The following is a 15,740-nucleotide window of genomic DNA, read 5'->3' on the forward strand; positions in this document are numbered from 1 at the left end:
GGGTGAAGCAAGCTATGTGTAGTGTCTCATTTAAATGCATACAGCGTATTGCGGGTAAATGAAGTATACGGGTAGGGGCACAACATGTTGTGCCCCTACGATGATCTGTACCTCACGCCTGTTGCAATCTGCTGTATCTGTGCCAGAGGTTGAAATCTCAGGCTCATAATGCAAGTCCATTTGAATAGACTTGCATTATGAGAGAGGGAATTGATTAGCAGTTTGTTGTTGAGATTCTTGGGTTTTCTGGAGGGTAGGTTGAGAATTACATGACTTAGTTAGAAAAGACTGCAATAAGTATAGGATGGATGAAGCTTCCTTATGGTCAGGCAAGATAGTTAAAAAGTCATTTAGGTCTTGAATAGCTTCACCAATAGATTCTGAGGAAGCACCCTTTGATAAAGCATAGCTATAGAAGTGGTCTGCTTGTTGAGTGTATTGAGCAGCCAAATAGTAAAGGGCTAAATTAAAGGCATTACGGCAGTCTTTAGCATTTTTTTTGCAATGCTCTGTACTAAGCTTGATGGCAGGCACTAGTACAGTTCGTGCTTTGTCTGGTTGGTTAACAGCTAAGTATACTAAAGCGCGATTATACATAGCATCTTCATAACGTTTTTCCTCATAAGCTTTTAACCCATTTGCTAATTGCTTACCCCAATACTTAACTTCAGCAGAATCGCCATCTTTACCAGCTTGAAGCATTGTTTTTGCATATTGTTGGGCAAAAATGGGTTGATTTTTGAGTAGAGCCAGAAATTCCTTAAGAGCTACAAGTAAATTTCTTTGCGGTGACTGACATAACTTATGGTACAACACGTTTAATGTGTGACTTTGCCAGCTAGGATCGCGCTGTTTGTTATCTTCCTCTAATTGCAAATCATTCCGTAGGTTGTCATAATATTTTGCTAATTTATTATGTATCTCAGCCCAACCTTGTGGCGATGAAAGGCGTTTGTGGCATAACATTTGGGTTTTGACGACATCATGATAAACCCAGCCGTTGCTATGTTCGTTGACAAAGGATGTTTCTTTGAGCCAAGTAAATAGCTCATCAGCTTCTTCTTCTGTTCTTAACTGGGCTATAATATCCCGGTTCAAGCACCGAGGAATGGCAGCATCAAGCACCACTTGTCGCCGTTTGGGATCGTCAATCCATCTTAAAAAGCTTTTTACAGCACTGCTGCTAGGCTCAATTATTTGGTTAGGGTCATTGGGATGAGCATCTGCTAGCATTTCCATTAGCAGGGGTAAGTTTCCAGAAACGTTTAAAATCACTTCAATAATGCGATTGTTAGTAATGCCTTTACGAGTTAGATATTGTTTGGCTTCTTCTTCTGTAAAGGGTTCCAGAGGCAAACGAATTATTAATCCTTCGTAGGATGCCCAGTCATTTTTATCTAATTCTTGCCGACCAGCAATAGTTATCAATATATTGAGAGATACTTCACCGTGGCGACCCTCCAGAATCTCTCGCAGCCAGTTCTCTAAGAATTCTCCGGTGCGTTCTGAGGTATCGAAAAACAGAAGAACAGGAATTTTATCAGCAATTTTAGAAATATCTTGCAAAAATAGCGGGGTCAGAACTTCTTCTGGTTTTTTAACTAAATGTACTTCATCTTTATTAGTTATTTTCTTAGCAATATAAGATGCCCATTCTCCGGCTTGGTTAGCCAAAGCATCCCCATCTATAACATCAAATACAGCACCACCAACGGGAGCTAGACGTGCTAGACGCACACCAGTTTTTACCATAGTTTTCCCGACAAAAGCGGAAAAACCTTGAGGCGCTTCTGGATCTGTTTCTAACTCTTGGCACTTTTGGCAGTAAAGTTTGTAGCGATCGCTAAATTGCGTTAGTCTGTAACCTTGCTGTTCTAACTCCTCAGCTATACGCCCCATGACTTCTGGTATAGTTTTTTCAGCTTCATCAATGTAAGCTGAAATCATTTTTGCTTCGTCAGCAATTTTACGAAACTGCCGCAGTAAGGTAGTTTTACCAACTCCGCCTTGACCACAAACATTAAACAGAAAACAATGGCGATTGTCTTCTAGGGATAATGCTAAATTTTGGCTAAATCGGTTTATTTGGTCTTCACGTCCCACAAAATTTGATTGTTGACGTTGCTTAATAATATCTTGTAAACTCTTGGGCTTGTTTTGCGTATTCATAACAAGATTTAATTTTGAGGCGCTAATTTATCTAAAAAGAACTACTAAATAAACAAGGTGTATTTCGGAATTTATTAAATTTTTTTTAAGTAATTTTTATGCATTGAGCTTCTGAGGCTCGATGTTGAGCTTCTGAGCCTCGATGTTGACCTTCTGAGGCTCGATGTTGACCTTTTGAGGCTCGATGTTGACCTTCTGAGGCTCAATGTTGACCTTCTGAGGCTCAATGTTGACCTTCTGAGGCTCAATGTTGACCTTCTGAGGCTCAATGTTGACCTTCTGAGGCTCAATGTTGACCTTCTGAAGCTCGATGTTGACCTTTTGAGGCTCGATGTTGACCTTCCGAGGCTCGATGTTGACCTTCCGAGGCTCGATGTTGACCTTTTGAGGCTCGATGTTGACCTTCTGAGGCTCAAAAATGCCTTGGCGATTAGAAATCGCGGCTATACAGACAAAACCAACCTGCGTGGGTTTCAAGAATCTTTGGATATAAAACGCGAAAAGGGCATAACAATGTTATGCCCCTACAAATTATGTGTATTTTAGCAAGTTTACCAGTGGTATGATTACCTGTCTTAAGCTTTAGCTAACTGTGGCTTCAGGTTGCTTTTTCTTAGAACGGCGGTTAAACCTGCGTCCCATCTCATCTATGACTCCATCTAAACCTGTGACATCACCGCTAGCTTTGGCATAGCTATAAACTGCTAATGCTGCTGTGTATGCTTCGCTGGCAGAGGCTATACAGGTATCATCTACCAGTTCTTGCAGTTGGGTTAGAGACAAAAACACTGGATACAACGATTCAAATAGCGCTAAATCTCGGCGCATCTCTTCTAAATCAAAAGAACGGGGCAAAAAGTTAGGATTCTGTGTCGCCACTTCTAAGGCTTTGCTGACGAAAGCCCGACTTTTATCTCCCATCTTCAACATTGTTCGCCGTTCTTCGGGGGTCAAATCAACCAAAAACGGTAACTTTTCTTTAATTGTAGCGATCGCTTGCATGACTGCTTCTTTATCGGCTGGGGATAAGGTGGCACTGATGCGATTATCTGCCATTTTTAATACTCCTTTAGGGTACTTAATTTCAGTATTCCCAAAGTTATAGAGGCGATCGCTATTGTTAACTGATTAATAATGAGTTGCTGACTTGCGATGATGCACGGCTGTAATGCCGTCATTATCTAACAATTTGCCATTCTCGATAGTTGCATAAACCAGCCAATGGTCGCCAGATTCCATCCGGTTTTGTACGGAACATTCCAGATATGCTAGGGCATCGGTAAGTATGGGAGAACCGTTTTCAGCAACTTCTGCGGCGACATCGGCAAATCGGTCTTGTCCTGGGCCAAAGGGTTTGAGAAAGTGCTTCATCAATCCCAAATGATTCCCTTCTTTAAGGATATTGAGGACAAATTTGTTTCCTGTGTGCGTCAGTGTTTCTACTGCCCGCTCTTTAGCGACGGCTATAGTTAAACCAGGGGGATTAAAGCTAGCTTGAGCTACCCAAGAGGCTAACATGGCACTGGCGCGATCGCCTTCTTTGGCTGTCAGAATGCACAGAGAACCGACAATGCGACCAACTGCTTGTTCTACAGTAGTAGCAGGTTGACTTGGCGATCGCACTTTTCTAGCTTTTTTCAATGCTTGGGCAAAGTCAGTTCCAGCTTCTTCACACAATTGTAAGGTGGCATCGTCGGGTTTGAATTTTACGCGGATGGTATCAAAACCAAACCGATAGCCAGCATCTTTTAATTTTCCTTCGATTAAATCAACCGCTTCCCCACTCCAGCCAAAGGAACCAAAAACACCAGCAAGTTTATTGTTCGTTGCGGTAGATAAGACAATTCCTAAAGCTGTTTGCACGGGTGTAGGTGCATGACCGCCGAGAGTTGGAGAACCCATGATGAAACCACCGGCTTTTTCCACAGCCGCCCGGATTTCTTCTGGTTCGGTAAATTCGCAGTTAATCGATTCTACAGCAACGCCAGCTTTGGTGATCCCACGAGCGATCGCTTGGGCTAATGTGGCTGTATTTCCATAAGCTGATGCATAAATCAACGCTACTGTCAAATCAGCTGATGTTTGCTGCCGACTCCATTCTCGATAAGCCTGGGTTAATTGAATTAAGCCATAGCGCACTAAAGGCCCGTGTCCAGTGGCATACATTCGCACGGGAAAATCGGCTAGTTTATCCAACGCTGTTTCTACTTGACGAGCGTGGGGAGCCATCAAGCAATCAAAATAATAGCGCCGATCTTCGTTATATACTTCCCAGCCTTCATCAAATACCTGATCTCCGCAAACATGCGCCCCAAATAACTTATCTGTGTACAGAATTTCTGTTTGCGGATCGTAGGTGCAAAGTTCATCTGCATAGCGGGGATTAGGGGTGGGAATGAATTCTAAATTATGCCCATTACCCAAATCTAGGGTTTCTTCACCCCGCATAACCAGAATTTGCAAATCTGGATTTTCTAGCGCACTACGTAAATTTATCGCGCCTGGATTAGAACAGACAAAGGTAATTTGGGGGGCAATTTCTAATAAAGCTTTTAAAGTTGCAGCGCGGTTAGGATTTACGTGTCCCAAAATTACATAATCTAAGTCTTCGAGATGAAAACGCTGCTGCAACGCTTCTAAATAAATTTCCGTAAACGTTTCCCCTGGAGGATCAATGATGGCAGTTTTATCGCTTTCGATTAAATAAGAATTAGCTGTTGTACCCTTAGCTAGAGCATATTCAATTTCAAATCTGAGCCTTGACCAACTACGCGATCGCAGTATTCTTGTATCTGTAGCTATTGGATAAACTTGAACATCACGAGGTTTATTTTTTGACATGGCTTTATTGGGGAATTGGGCATTGGACATGGGGCATAGGGCATAGGGCATTGGTTATTAATTATTCTCCCGGCTCCTCTACCCCTTTGCTCCCCTTGTTAATAGTGATTTCCAACTTTGCGATGATGCACAGCAGTTAAAGCGTCTGGTTTAGAAACTCGTCCGGCGTAAACGGTGCTGTATACTGCCCAATGATCGCCGCAATCCATTCTACTGACGACTTCGCACTCCATGTAGACGAGGGCATCGTTGAGGATGGGGGCACCATTTTCGGCTGGCTGGGTTCTCACTCCTTGAAAGCGATCGGCACCAGGGGCGAACCGTTTCAAAAAGTGCTTCATAAGTGGTTGGAAATTGCCTTCTTCTAAGATGTTGAGAACAAAGCGATCGCCTACTTGCATGAGTGATTCAATTGCCCGATCTTTGGCGACTGCAATGGAAAATCCCAAGGGTTTGAAGCTGGATTGAGCAACCCAGGAGGCTAGCATGGCACTGGATACATCACCTTTTTTAGCAGTAATAATATAGAGTCCGCCGCTAAGTCTACCAAGGGCTTTATCTAAGTCAGCACCAAGGGATTTCATCGCTTTGATGCTGCGATCGCGTGTTACCCATTGAGCTAAGTCTGTACCCGCTTCTTCACACAACTTGTAGGTATTTTCTGTAGGCGCTTCTTTAATCCGAATGGCTGGAAAAACTGTGATCAAACCTAAATTACGGAATTTACTCAGCAAAGGATCTATCGGCTCATCATCGCCACCGCCACTTTCAAACACGCCAATAGCTTGCTTTTCTTTGGCAGATCCTAAAACTGTGCTGAGTGCAGATTGGATGCTCGCAGCCCCAGAAGCCGGAGGTAAACCAACGATTAGCCCCGCACACCGACTAATAAGTTCCCGCAGTTCTTGTAAATCGACTTCAGAACCCAAATCAACAATTTCCACGGCGACACCAGTTTTACCGATACCGTTGGCAATTGCTTGGGCGAGGCGATCGCTATATCCATATTCGGAAACGTAAAATATCCCAATCACCGTTTCTGGTTTGGTTTGGGTTTGACTCCAAGTGCGGTAGCGTCCAACTAGTTCCTCAACGTTGTGAGATAATAATGGCCCGTGTCCTGTGGCAATCATATCGATGGTTTTGAGTTCTCCCATCCGCTTCAGGGCAGACAAAACTGACCGAGCATTTGGCCCCATCAAGCAATCGTAGTAGTAGTGAAAGTCTTCTTCGATCGCTGCTAAGTCTTCATCAAAGGTGCTATCTGAGCAGTAGTGTAGCCCAAAAGCATCGCAGGTGTAGAGAGTTTTAGTTTTGTGGTCGAAGCTGAAAATGGTATCCGGCCAGTGTAAATTTGGGGCAATCACGAATTCAAATTCGTGTCCATTGCCTAAGTTTAGGCGATCGCCATTTTTCACAATCCGCCGCTTAAATGGCTGATGTACGAAATCCTCAAGAAACTGAATCGCCACTTTAGAACCGACAACAGTAATTTCTGGAGCTATTTGCAGCAAATCTTTAACTAAACCGCTATGGTCTGGCTCAGTATGGCTGATAATTAAATAATCAATATCTGTTGGCTTGATTAGTCCGGTGAGGGTATCAAAATATAGTTGACGAAACTTTTCGTGAGAGGTATCAACTAAGGCAGTCTGCTCCCCACGGATGAGAAACGAGTTATAAGTGGTGCCATTTTGCAAACCAAACTCAATATCGAAGCGATCGCGATCCCAGTCCAAAGAGCGAATAGCCGTCGTCTCTTGACCGATTTTTACAGTCTGTATGGTGAGCCGTTTTTCAGTTTTTTCGGTGAGCGCTACCATAACTCCCTCCTTATCACAATGAGTATTTGTTCCTCTCAGTTTATTGTGACACGCCTTGAATGTTAATTTTTATTAAAAAATCTATGACTGACTTAAAAAAGTTAAAAGTGTGAAACCGCAGAGGCAGAGAGAGGATGAGGGGGATGAGGGAGATTTGGCTAGCTTTGGAAATTGGGAATTCCCGGTTGCATTGGGCATTGTTTATTGGCGAGACGCTTGATTCAGCCTGGGATACTGACTATCTACCTGAGTCTGTTATCCAGCAATTGGGCAAATCTCAAACCCTAGATGATTTACTCCTAACAATTTCCCCCTCATCTCCCTCATCTCCCTCATCCCCCTCATCCTCCCCTCCCTTACTCATCGCCTCCGTAGTTCCCAGCCAAACTGCTATTTGGCAAACTTACCCAAATACTCATGTTATTACATTAGACCAAGTACCACTAAAAGGTGTTTATCCCACACTAGGAATTGACCGCGCTTTAGCTTTGTGGGGTGCAGGGAAAAAGTGGGGTTTTCCCATGTTAGTAATTGATGCTGGAACAGCGCTAACTTTTACGGCTGCTGATGCTAATGAGTGTCTAGTTGGAGGGGCAATTTTGCCGGGATTAGGTTTGCAATTTGCGAGTCTCGGTCAACAAACAGGACAATTACCATTATTAGAAACGCAAACTTTTACGTCTCTACCAACACGTTTTGCTCTTAATACTATAGAGGCTATTCAAAGTGGGGTAATTTACACTTTAATAGCTGGAATTAAAGATTTTATTGAAGCGTGGCTGCAATTATTTCCTAATGGGAAGATTGCGATTAAAGGGGGCGATCGGACTGTGATAATTAACTATTTGCAAGCCTTATATCCTGAAATTGCAGCACCTTTAATTGTGGAACCAAATTTGATTTTCTGGGGAATGTGTTTAGATTAGCTTCATAAAATTTCGTTAGCTAATCAGTAAATATATGGTTATTAACATACTCATAAAAAGTATACATTGGGAAACAGATACAGATACAGATATAGCTATAGCAATGCTATTTGATTTATTCTCCACCCAGAAGCCCAGATCCCCGACTTCTTGAAGAAGTCGGGGATCTTTTTATTTTGCAACTCGTTTAAGATTACTATTATTTATCCTTACGTTTATTTATAGATATAAACTTTCTGAACCTGCTTTGATATAATTATCAATTCTCTTTAATAAACTCCCGAATCTCAATCGCCACAACCCCAGCACAAGATTCTGGTAAGTCGTTTCCGGCATGGGAAATCATTTTTAACTCAACTTTCGGCATCAGTTGAGCATAAACTCGACTCTTGGCTAAAGCATCTGGCGTATCTTGGCCACCTTGTAGAATAAAAACCGGCACATCTATCATGTAAAGCCGCTTTTGTACTAATTCTGCATCAATTTCTGATTGTCGTCGTTTGAAAAGTAACTGGCAAGCTATGGGGTAACGTAACAATTCCTGACGTAACTGCAAGTCTTGGGCAATTTTTTCATGCCAACCCAGCATTTTAGTTAAGGGAATTAGCGATCGCAACAATTTAACTACTAGTGGTGGATAATTCAATAATCGCCGCATCTTCCGGCAATAATCTTCAAGTCCAGCTATCTCTACACCTTCTGGTGCAACCAGCACCAAACCAGCAACTTTCTCTGGATACTTTAAAGCATAGCTAGCAGCAATCCAACCCCCAAGAGAATGCCCTACTAAATATACTTTTTCTAGCTTGACAGCTTGCAAAAATTCTGCCAAACACTCCACTTGTAAATCTATCGAATGATGGATATTTGGATTCTCTGACTCACCAAATCCTAACAAATCAGGTGCAAAGCAATGGAAATCTTGTGTGAGGGACTCCATTACAGACAACCATTGACTGCTCTCATTCCAAGCACCATGTAAAAAAATTATAGGAGTTTTTTCACCGACTTCACGCCAGAATATTAGCCCTTGAGAAAGCTTTATCCGGGAGTTACGGAATAGTGTATTCATTTTAATTTAGATTAGTCATTGGTCATTAGTCATTGGTCATTGGTCATTAGTCATTAGTTTTGGACAAATTATAGACAGAGAAGTCTGAGCCATTGGCTTAACGTCTCGTTGACGCAGCCTCTCGTAGAGAAGAGAGGCTTCCTTAAATCAGAAATTTTGCGGCAAATGACAAAGGACAAATGACCATTGACAAAATATTATTATGCCAGTGTTGTCAAGCCATTCAAGTAGTCTTGCAACTGCCGAGTATGGTCATGAGACATCTGTCCTAAAGGTAGAAAATTGGGAGAGAAAGCTTGGATTTCCATCACTTCTAAAGAATCCTGAGTTTCCATTGTCCCATGTACCTCGGCTTCAACCACAATACAAATTGAGTGGATTCTGGGATCGCGGTCTGGTGCAGAGTAAACTCCTACCAAACGGTTAATTTTGAGCAATTCTAGCCCGGTTTCCTCCACCAATTCCCGGCGGACTGTGTTGGGAATATCTTCTCCCCAATCGACTATGCCTCCAGGCAATGCCCAAAGACCATCATCACGCCGCCGGATCAGTACTATCCGACCGTCGGGTAAAATTGGGATGATACTAGTGCCAGTAATGGGATGACGAAATATAATACCCAATACTGTTTGTCCAATACGCCATAAGCTACGTGTGGACTGGACTGCTGACGGAAAAAAAGCAATAACGTTCAATCTTCAAAATTTATATGTTGTATTCTATATTTCTCTACCACTTACATCAACTCAACTCATAAAATTTTCGTTGAGTTTTGTTTTATACAAAAATGTTTGTGGGTTGAGATTTTATTCTGACGATTTACGTAGAATATTATTAATATTAACATCAAGTTTCAATAGAAGCACTGTATTTATATATACATGATATCTGTTAAGTCAAAAAACTTTTCACTTTATAATAGGACTTACGCAAAAAATAGCCCAAAGCTTGAGTTTCAGGTAGGGGCAATTGACGAATTGCCCCTACCGCGTGTAGTTTTGCGTAAGTCCTATATAAATAACATTAGCCTTGCTCAAATTAGCTATCATTAATATTTTTTCAGGAAACTTTCAAAAAATTAATCTGAATAATTAAGCCTAAATTCTGAATTATGAAGAGATAATTAAGCCGCACTTGAGATTGCCACCAAATTCTTGATAATTAAGCTTAATATACGAAAATCCTTTACAAAAACTGCGATCGCCCAAAAAATATCTATGAAAAATCTAGCTCTAATATCTGCCATAGTCTTCACTATCATATCTGGATTGGTTTTCGGTACAATGGAAGCCGCCTCTGCTTTAACTTGGAAGTGGAATTATTCTGGTACTGGTATAGAGGCAATTGGTACTTTTACCACTGATAACACCCCTAACGATTTGGGTTTTTATCAGATTTTGAAAATTACTGGTACACGAAATGGTGAAACAATTACTGGTCTACAACCTGTAGAGACTCCAATACCAGGAAACGAACCTTTTGATGTTAACAATTTAATTAGTCTTAATACTCAGCAGTTAACCCGTGATGGTTTTGGGTATTCTACATCGGGGGGAAACTATTCTAGTCCGCTTTTTGCTAGTTTCTTGCCAACACCAAGTTATTTAGAAGTTTTTTCTGCGCCACCACTGACACCGGGTTCTGAAAATTTGGGGACGGAAGATAGTGAGTTACCTATTAGTTTTTCTGCAACCATAATTACCCCTTAACACACCTATATCCCTAGCTTATTTGCCCTCGCTACTCTTTAAGCCATCCAAAATTAACTGAGAATAAGCTTGAAAAATTTTCCTCAAACCATCAACAAAATGCATTATTGCCCGAATAGGGAAAAACAGTAAATTTTTCTTGTATGTACTCCAGTTTGGGTTGAATGATGGAGGTGAAAACAAGTTACTCGGTTCAGGTCTAAGGAATAAAGTAGCAACGTCTAGCTGGTGGGGACTATTTAAAATTTTTATTGACAAAGTAAGGTCAAATGCGGTAGACTAGTACACTGTTTAAAGTGTATTGATTGCTGCACTAGGCTACAAGTATATCAATAATATTGGTAGCTAATATTGCCTACGTGATGCCTAGTTGCTACTCTTTTGTTGTTTATTTAATGAGGTGAACATGGCCAAGCGCCGTAACCCGAAAAAAGAAAAGGCGCTACGGAACCAGGCGTATGCCAGAAAGTTTCGTAAACGAACTACGACAGGAAGAATGCAGAGAAGGTTCCAACAAAGACCACCGAAGAGTGAAGAAGAAGAAGGCGCAGCAACAGCAGCTGACACTGACTAAGCTGTCTGCTTAAATCCTTTTTATTTAGATTATTTATCTTTTAGGGCGTACAAATGTACGCCTTTATTTATTTTTGGGAATTGGGAATTGGGAATTGGGAATTGGGAATTGGGTTATTCTCATTCTCTCCCTCATCTCCCTCATTCTCCCCACGCCCCTAATCCCCATTCCCCCTATCGATCTATTTGAGCGCGGGCGGCTATGAGTGCTTTGCTAACCTGTAAAAAGCCAGTACCACCGTAACTGTTGCGGGCTGCGACTACTTGACGAGGGGATATTGCTTCATAAATATCTGCTGCAAATGCCGGATGTAGTTGTTGCCACTCTTCCAATTTCAAATCTTTTAAGAGTTTACCTGCGGCAATACTAGTTTTTACCACCTTACCTACAAGGTTGTAGGCTTCCCGAAAAGGAACGCCCCGCGCTGCAAGATAATCTGCTACATCGGTAGCGTTAGAAAAATCTTCGGTTACAGCTTCTGCTAAACGCTGGGTACGAAATTCTAAACCCTCCCTGAGCAAAATCGTCATTGCTTCTAGAGAGGCTTTGACTGTCTTAACGCTATCAAATAGACCTTCTTTGTCTTCTTGCAAGTCTTTGTTATATGCCAAGGGTAGCCCTTTCATAATCACCAGCATTGCCTGGAGATGACCAAATACACGCCCCGTTTTCCCCCGCACCAATTCTGGTACATCGGGGTTTTTCTTTTGGGGCATGATACTGGAACCTGTGGCACAGCTATCTTTAAGGGTGACAAAGCGGAATTCTTCAGATGACCAAAGAATGACTTCTTCGGCAAGACGGCTGAGGTGAACCATAATCAAGCTAGCAGCACACAAGAATTCGATCGCAAAATCGCGATCGCTCACTCCATCGAGGCTGTTAGCATAAATATCGTCAAAATCTAATAGTTTGGCTGTGTAGTGGCGATCGATGGGGAAAGTAGTTCCCGCTAAAGCACCGCATCCCAAGGGTGAGATATTGACGCGGCGAGAAACATCTCCTAAGCGTTCCCAATCGCGTTGCGCCATTTGAAAGTATGCCAAGAGGTGATGAGCTAAACTCACTGGTTGGGCGCGTTGTAGGTGTGTATAGCCTGGGATTAGGGTTTCAACGTGTTTTTCGGCTATATCCAGTAAAACCCCTTGGAATTCTCGCAATTCGCTTTTGATTTGCTGGATTTGATCGCGGAGGTAGAGTCTAGTATCTGTACCAACTTGGTCATTCCGCGATCGCGCGGTATGCAGTTTTTTACCTACATCGCCGACAATTTCTGTTAGTCGTCGTTCAACTGCAAAATGCACATCTTCAGCATCGACACCAGGCTGAAATTTACCCTGACGGTACTCTTGGCGAATTTCTTCTAAACCTGTAACCAGTTGCTCACCTTCCTCTGAGGAGATAATGCCCGTGTGAGCTAGCATTTTGGCATGGGCTTGAGAACCAGTCAGATCGTATTCTATTAATTCAATATCAAAACCTATACTGGCATTAAAACGAGCGATCGCTGGATGCAACGCTGATTCAAATCTCTGGCTCCAAGTTTGTTCTTTGGTCATAAATATCAAGGGAGTGGGCATTAATTTTGGATTTTAGATTAATCATCAATCTAAAATCCAAAATCTAAAATTACTTTAACCGTAGCTAGTTAAATTCCGAACCATATAGCCAATGATTACACCAATCAACAATGCCCACACTTGACCTGTCTGTATAAAGTGGCTCCAAGCTTTTTGCATCTGACCCATAACGTCTGGATCGGTAATTGTTTGTGCTAATGCCATCAAATTGACAGGCAACTGCCAATATAACTGAGATATCAAATCGCTGTAATGGCTCATATTTGCTGATTAAGAGGTTGGGGTGGCAAATTTCAGGATCAGTTTATTTTTCAGAAAAATTACTGATAATATCCTGAAATCTTGGGTATAACTTTAATGTCTTAACTCAAGATCCAGCCGATGCCAACCGCAATTTCTCGGCAGTTCGCAAAATTTGCCCCGCCAGTACTGCTGCGCCAAAACCATTATCGATATTTACTACGCCTACTCCCGCAGCACAAGAGTTAAGCATTGTCAATAAAGGTGCTAAACCACCAAAACTTGCGCCATAACCGATGCTGGTGGGTACAGCAATTACAGGACAACTCGCTAAACCCGCGACAACGCTGGGTAAAGCGCCTTCCATCCCCGCCACGACAATTAACACCGATGCTGACTCAATCAGGTGGCGATTACTCAGCAAACGGTGAATTCCTGCAACACCAACATCCCAAAGACGCTGTACCTGGAAGCCGGAAAGTTCAGCAGTGACAGCCGCTTCTTCAGCAACGGGTAAATCGGCAGTACCAGCCGAAAGAATGGCAATTTCCCCCTGGAATTGTGGTTCGATGGTAGGGGGAGCGATCGCACAAATTCGCGCCGATTCGTAATATCGCAAACCGCTAACTTTTGATTGCAGTGCGGTATAAACTGCTGGTTCAACGCGAGTTGCCATCACCACCGGGTTACGAAGGCGCATCACCTCCATAATTTGAGCAATTTGTTCTGGAGTTTTACCAGGCCCCCAAATCACCTCTGGGAAACCAGTTCTTAGCTGGCGATGATGGTCAATTTTGGCAAACTCGCCCACAGATTCATAAGTTAAGTCTTTGAGCGAGTCTAATGCCGTATCTGGCGTAACTTTACCATTAGCAACCGCAACGAGTAGCGATCGCAAAGTTTTTTCATCAGTCATTGGTTATTTGTCCTTTGTTACTTGTCATTCTTCCTCTGTAAATAACCAATGCCCCATGCCCAATGCCCCATTCCCCATTCCCAATACCTAATCAGTTACTTTTATTTGTTCAATATTCCAGAATGCACCACCAAGGGCAGAGAATTTAATGCCTTCAAAACGATTACGCACGGCTGACATTGCATAAGGATTAACCAGGAAAATAAAAGGTAAATTTTCTTGAGTAATTCTCTGTGTTTCAGCATAAATCGCTTTAACTTTTGCTTCGTCTAATTCTCGCGCAGCTTGAATGTAAAGATTTCCAATTTCCGTTTCCCAAGGAGCAATTTCCCAACCCTGAATCGGCTTTTGTCCTGCTTGTGGTTTCTGATTAAACATGTGTAATCCACCTTCAGGTGCCCATACATTAGCACCATCATTCGGCTCTAATCCGCCAGTTAGACCCATCAAAGAAGCTTCCCAATCTAATGAGTTAGAAACTTTATCAGTAAAAGTATTCCATGCTAACGGAGTGAAATCAACTTGAATGCCGATTTTACTCAAGTCTTGTTTAATCTGCGATCCCATTGCCTCACGTATTTTATTTCCAGCATTGGTAAGCAAAGAGAAACGGACGCGATTTCCTTGAGCATCTAGTAATTGATTGTTGTTGTACTTAAATCCTGCTTTTAGTAGTAATTCCTTGGCTTTTTGCTGATTATAATCGTAAACTTTTAACCCTTCTTTTGGGGTAAGGTAATAGGGGCTTTGCACGGAAATGGGTGAATTTTGTGCTACACCCAAGCCGCGAAAAGTGTTATTAATCATCGTCTGGCGGTCAATTGCATAAGCTACAGCCTGCCGAAATTGCACATTATTGAACCACTGAGACTTAACTGGATCGACTAGTGGTTTTCCATCCCTTTTACCTTTGTTGAGGTTGAACCAAACAAACGAGGTACTGGATGTTGGGCCACCATTATAAATGGTGAAATTACTCTGCTTTTCTTGCACCTTTAACAAAGAAAAGTAATCTGGTGATACTGCCACAGTATCTAATCCACCAGAACGAAATTGCAGCAATGAAGTATCTGTAGATTCCACAATTTGCCAAATTACCCGTTCAATATAAGGCTGAGAATTGCCTTGAGCATCCTTACGCCAGTAGTAAGGGTTGCGTCGGAAAGATACACGCTGACTCGTATCGTAGCGTTCTATTTTGTAAGGGCCGTTGACAATAATTTGGTCGGGAGGAGTATCAACGCCCCATTGTGTTAAAAAAATCGGTTTCCCATCTTGGTCTTTCGTTTTTACCCATTTTTCCAGCACATGAGCGGGCAAAATTGGAGAACCAGTACTCAGCAGGAAAGGTCTAAAAGGTTCCGGTACGCTAAACTCAACTCGACGTTCATCCACTTTTTGTACAGTGGGTAGCTTCCGACTTTCACCAATCCTCAAGCCGTCTCTCACATCTGTAGGAATTGCTTCGTTAAAGTAGATATCGTTGTAGGTAAACACCACATCATCTACTGTTAGCGGCTGACCATCAGACCATTTCAACCCTTGGCGTAGGGTAAAAACAATCTTTAATTTATCATCGGAAATTTGCCAGGATTCCGCTAAGGCTGGTTCGACTTTAGCAGTTATCGGGTTTTGGCCAATTAGCCCCTCATAAATTAGAGGAAAAACATTTGGAGACTCTTGACTAAGAGGATAATTAAAAGTTTTGGGATCGCTGAGAATGGCGTTTACCAATTGCGGCACTTTAGCGGATGCACTTTTAAAGTTAGTGGGGTTACATGCAGTAAGTGTAAGTGCTGTTGCTGAAATCAAAATTATTGGCAACCAGAAACGTTTAATTTCCAGAAATATTTTTCTAAAAAATTTCATAACTTCAAATTTATTTCCATC

General features: G+C 42.1%; 14 protein-coding genes. 3 read left to right on the top strand and 11 right to left on the bottom strand.

Annotated features, from left to right (window positions below):
• Positions 1–195: 195 nt before the first annotated feature.
• The 5 genes from V7K98_RS14575 to V7K98_RS14595 all read right to left on the bottom strand — a co-directional run bounded on the left by V7K98_RS14575 (position 196) and on the right by V7K98_RS14595 (position 6,833).
• Positions 196–2,169 carry an ATP-binding protein gene (locus V7K98_RS14575; protein ID WP_335022940.1) on the bottom strand — a complete coding sequence of 658 codons (1,974 nt, stop codon included), beginning with the start codon at positions 2,167–2,169 and terminating at the stop codon, positions 196–198.
• Between the two features lie 96 nt (positions 2,170–2,265).
• Entirely contained in the window at positions 2,266–2,646 is a 381-nt protein-coding gene (locus V7K98_RS14580) for a hypothetical protein (protein ID WP_335022942.1), read from the bottom strand.
• Between the two features lie 105 nt (positions 2,647–2,751).
• Positions 2,752–3,225: a hypothetical protein gene (locus V7K98_RS14585; RefSeq protein ID WP_335022944.1), complete on the bottom strand. Its 474-nt coding sequence runs from the start codon at positions 3,223–3,225 to the stop codon at positions 2,752–2,754.
• A gap of 72 nt (positions 3,226–3,297) precedes the next feature.
• Positions 3,298–5,010 carry a diflavin flavoprotein gene (locus V7K98_RS14590; protein WP_335023429.1) on the bottom strand — a complete coding sequence of 571 codons (1,713 nt, stop codon included), beginning with the start codon at positions 5,008–5,010 and terminating at the stop codon, positions 3,298–3,300.
• Between the two features lie 98 nt (positions 5,011–5,108).
• Entirely contained in the window at positions 5,109–6,833 is a 1,725-nt protein-coding gene (locus tag V7K98_RS14595) for a diflavin flavoprotein (RefSeq protein WP_335022946.1), read from the bottom strand.
• Between the two features lie 143 nt (positions 6,834–6,976).
• Here V7K98_RS14595 and V7K98_RS14600 point away from each other — a divergent pair, with 143 nt between their 5' ends.
• Positions 6,977–7,759: a pantothenate kinase gene (locus tag V7K98_RS14600; protein ID WP_335022948.1), complete on the top strand. Its 783-nt coding sequence runs from the start codon at positions 6,977–6,979 to the stop codon at positions 7,757–7,759.
• Between the two features lie 259 nt (positions 7,760–8,018).
• Here V7K98_RS14600 and V7K98_RS14605 read toward each other — a convergent pair whose 3' ends face one another.
• Positions 8,019–8,831, bottom strand: a complete 813-nt coding sequence (locus V7K98_RS14605; RefSeq protein WP_335022950.1) for an alpha/beta fold hydrolase — start codon at positions 8,829–8,831, stop codon at positions 8,019–8,021.
• A 200-nt stretch (positions 8,832–9,031) separates the two neighbouring features.
• Positions 9,032–9,526, bottom strand: coding sequence for an NUDIX hydrolase (locus tag V7K98_RS14610; protein WP_335022951.1), 495 nt, complete (start codon positions 9,524–9,526; stop codon positions 9,032–9,034).
• A 522-nt stretch (positions 9,527–10,048) separates the two neighbouring features.
• Between V7K98_RS14610 and V7K98_RS14615 the strand changes: the two genes are divergently transcribed.
• On the top strand, positions 10,049–10,540 hold the full coding sequence (locus V7K98_RS14615; RefSeq protein ID WP_335022953.1) for a PEP-CTERM sorting domain-containing protein: 492 nt from the start codon (positions 10,049–10,051) through the stop codon (positions 10,538–10,540).
• Positions 10,541–10,946: 406 nt separating this feature from the next.
• Positions 10,947–11,114, top strand: a complete 168-nt coding sequence (locus V7K98_RS14620) for a hypothetical protein (RefSeq protein ID WP_012412073.1) — start codon at positions 10,947–10,949, stop codon at positions 11,112–11,114.
• Positions 11,115–11,287: 173 nt separating this feature from the next.
• On the opposite strand, the gene argH is transcribed toward V7K98_RS14620, so the two are convergent.
• The 4 genes from argH to V7K98_RS14640 all read right to left on the bottom strand — a co-directional run bounded on the left by argH (position 11,288) and on the right by V7K98_RS14640 (position 15,719).
• Entirely contained in the window at positions 11,288–12,673 is a 1,386-nt protein-coding gene (argH, locus tag V7K98_RS14625; protein ID WP_335022955.1) for an argininosuccinate lyase, read from the bottom strand.
• 75 nt (positions 12,674–12,748) lie between these two features.
• On the bottom strand, positions 12,749–12,955 hold the full coding sequence (locus V7K98_RS14630) for a hypothetical protein (RefSeq protein ID WP_335022957.1): 207 nt from the start codon (positions 12,953–12,955) through the stop codon (positions 12,749–12,751).
• Between the two features lie 106 nt (positions 12,956–13,061).
• Complete coding sequence (larB, locus tag V7K98_RS14635; RefSeq protein WP_335022959.1) at positions 13,062–13,850, bottom strand: nickel pincer cofactor biosynthesis protein LarB; 789 nt, start codon at positions 13,848–13,850, stop codon at positions 13,062–13,064.
• Between the two features lie 87 nt (positions 13,851–13,937).
• Positions 13,938–15,719 (bottom strand): ABC transporter substrate-binding protein, encoded by a 1,782-nt coding sequence (locus tag V7K98_RS14640; protein WP_335022961.1) that lies wholly within the window; start codon positions 15,717–15,719, stop codon positions 13,938–13,940.
• Positions 15,720–15,740: the final 21 nt, after the last annotated feature.

Origin of the sequence: Nostoc sp. (assembly GCF_036917435.1) — a bacterium.
GTDB lineage: Bacteria > Cyanobacteriota > Cyanobacteriia > Cyanobacteriales > Nostocaceae > Nostoc.

What these genes read in the sequence shown, in the direction of transcription:
- larB (WP_335022959.1), bottom strand. Translation starts at nt 13,850, where the DNA reads ATGACTGATGAAAAAACTTTGCGATCGCTACTCGTTGCGGTTGCTAAT.
- V7K98_RS14640 (WP_335022961.1), bottom strand. Translation starts at nt 15,719, where the DNA reads ATGAAATTTTTTAGAAAAATATTTCTGGAAATTAAACGTTTCTGGTTG.
- V7K98_RS14615 (WP_335022953.1), top strand. Translation starts at nt 10,049, where the DNA reads ATGAAAAATCTAGCTCTAATATCTGCCATAGTCTTCACTATCATATCT.
- V7K98_RS14605 (WP_335022950.1), bottom strand. Translation starts at nt 8,831, where the DNA reads ATGAATACACTATTCCGTAACTCCCGGATAAAGCTTTCTCAAGGGCTA.
- V7K98_RS14590 (WP_335023429.1), bottom strand. Translation starts at nt 5,010, where the DNA reads ATGTCAAAAAATAAACCTCGTGATGTTCAAGTTTATCCAATAGCTACA.
- V7K98_RS14620 (WP_012412073.1), top strand. Translation starts at nt 10,947, where the DNA reads ATGGCCAAGCGCCGTAACCCGAAAAAAGAAAAGGCGCTACGGAACCAG.
- V7K98_RS14575 (WP_335022940.1), bottom strand. Translation starts at nt 2,169, where the DNA reads ATGAATACGCAAAACAAGCCCAAGAGTTTACAAGATATTATTAAGCAA.
- V7K98_RS14600 (WP_335022948.1), top strand. Translation starts at nt 6,977, where the DNA reads ATGAGGGAGATTTGGCTAGCTTTGGAAATTGGGAATTCCCGGTTGCAT.
- argH (WP_335022955.1), bottom strand. Translation starts at nt 12,673, where the DNA reads ATGACCAAAGAACAAACTTGGAGCCAGAGATTTGAATCAGCGTTGCAT.
- V7K98_RS14595 (WP_335022946.1), bottom strand. Translation starts at nt 6,833, where the DNA reads ATGGTAGCGCTCACCGAAAAAACTGAAAAACGGCTCACCATACAGACT.
- V7K98_RS14630 (WP_335022957.1), bottom strand. Translation starts at nt 12,955, where the DNA reads ATGAGCCATTACAGCGATTTGATATCTCAGTTATATTGGCAGTTGCCT.
- V7K98_RS14585 (WP_335022944.1), bottom strand. Translation starts at nt 3,225, where the DNA reads ATGGCAGATAATCGCATCAGTGCCACCTTATCCCCAGCCGATAAAGAA.